This is a genomic window from Ruminococcus sp. OM06-36AC (assembly GCF_003438725.1).
Classification (GTDB): domain Bacteria; phylum Bacillota; class Clostridia; order Oscillospirales; family Ruminococcaceae; genus Ruminococcus_C; species Ruminococcus_C callidus.
Genome location: NZ_QSTT01000062.1, coordinates 1 through 1548, shown reverse-complemented (window position 1 = coordinate 1548; position 1548 = coordinate 1). Strand labels below are relative to the sequence as shown.

At 47.7% G+C, this 1548-nt stretch carries 2 protein-coding genes; both read left to right on the top strand.

Translation table 11 applies throughout. From position 1 onward, the window contains the following. The first annotated feature begins 78 nt into the window (after positions 1–78). On the top strand, positions 79–363 hold the full coding sequence (locus tag DXB92_RS13130; RefSeq protein ID WP_117734219.1) for a DUF960 domain-containing protein: 285 nt from the start codon (positions 79–81) through the stop codon (positions 361–363). A gap of 66 nt (positions 364–429) precedes the next feature. Beyond that, on the top strand, positions 430–1548 hold the full coding sequence (locus tag DXB92_RS13125) for an amidoligase family protein (protein ID WP_117734218.1): 1119 nt from the start codon (positions 430–432) through the stop codon (positions 1546–1548).

Genomic DNA, 1548 nt, shown 5'->3' with positions numbered 1-1548 from the left:
GATCATGTCGACCGCATAGAAAAACCGCCTTCGGGCGGAACATAGGGACATAACAAACCAGCGAAAGGAGGTATCCGAATGTTCCAGAACAAGCGATTTTTGACCAGAGGTGTGCAGGTAGAAATACCAGTGGAGTTACAACTATTCCTATGGAACTGCATTGACCAGTTGCCAGAAGAACGGGACTATTTCCAGGTATTCAAGCTTGATGTATCCAATGGAAAACAGCACATCCGCCACTTTTCCGAACAGCCGGAGTACAGCAAGGAATATACGATTGACCTTGCCAATCCAGTCAATCAAAAGGTCTATGTCATTGACGACATCGACCACTCGACCATGCTCTTAGCAGAAGAATATTAAACCCCAACACAAAGCCCTACCGAAGAAAATCGGTAGGGCTATTTTCATTTTACGGAGGAATTTCAAATGAGCGAAGAAGTAAAAACAACCGAAGAAACCTTGTATTGTGAGTGCTGCGGCTGTGTCATTGACGATGATGATTACACGGAATGGAATGGGCAGATCATTTGTTCTGACTGCCTGGAAAACCACACTACCACCTGCGAATGCTGCGGGGAACGCATCTGGGACGAGGATGTCTATGGTGATAATGATATTACGCTGTGCAGCCATTGCTATCACCACAATTACACTCGATGCAGCTGCTGCGATGCTCTCTTACATGAGGATGATGCCTATTATCTGGACGGCGAGACATACTGCCGTGACTGCTACGAGGACGAACGTGAAGAAAGCAACCTGATTCACGAATACGGCTACAAGCCGAACCCCATTTTCTACGGTGAAGGTAACCGTTATTTTGGCATTGAACTGGAGATTGACGGAGCAGGCAGAGATGATGACTTTGCGGAAGAACTGCTGGACATTGCAAACGCCCGTGCAGAGTTGCTCTACATCAAGACAGACGGCTCGCTGGACGATGGCATGGAATTGGTTTCGCACCCCTGCACTATGAACTATCACATCAACGAGTTTCCATGGGAAGATATCATGCATCGTGCCGTTCGTCAAGGCTACCGCTCGCACCAGACTTCAACCTGCGGTCTGCATCTTCATGTGAACCGAAACGCTTTTTCCGATAGCCAAGAGGGGCAAGACGAGGTGATCTCCAGAATCCTGTATTTTGTGGAGCATCACTGGAACGAGCTTTTGAAGTTCAGCCGCCGTTCGGAATACACCATGAACCGCTGGGCGGCAAGATACGGCTATGAACATACCCCGAAAGCAATCATGGACAAGGCAAAAAAGGGCGGCAACGGTCGGTATGCCGCAGTAAACCTTTGCAACTATCACACTGTGGAGTTCAGACTTTTCAGAGGCACTTTGAAGTACAACACGTTCATTGCAACCATTCAGCTGGTCAATCGTATCTGTGACGTTGCAATGTACAACACCGATGACAGCATTGCGAAATTGTCGTGGTCGGACTTCGTGGCAGACGTAACAGAACCAGAATTGATTCAGTACCTGAAAGAGCGTCAGTTGTACGTAAATGAAGAAGTTTGTGCAGAGGAGGAGATGTAA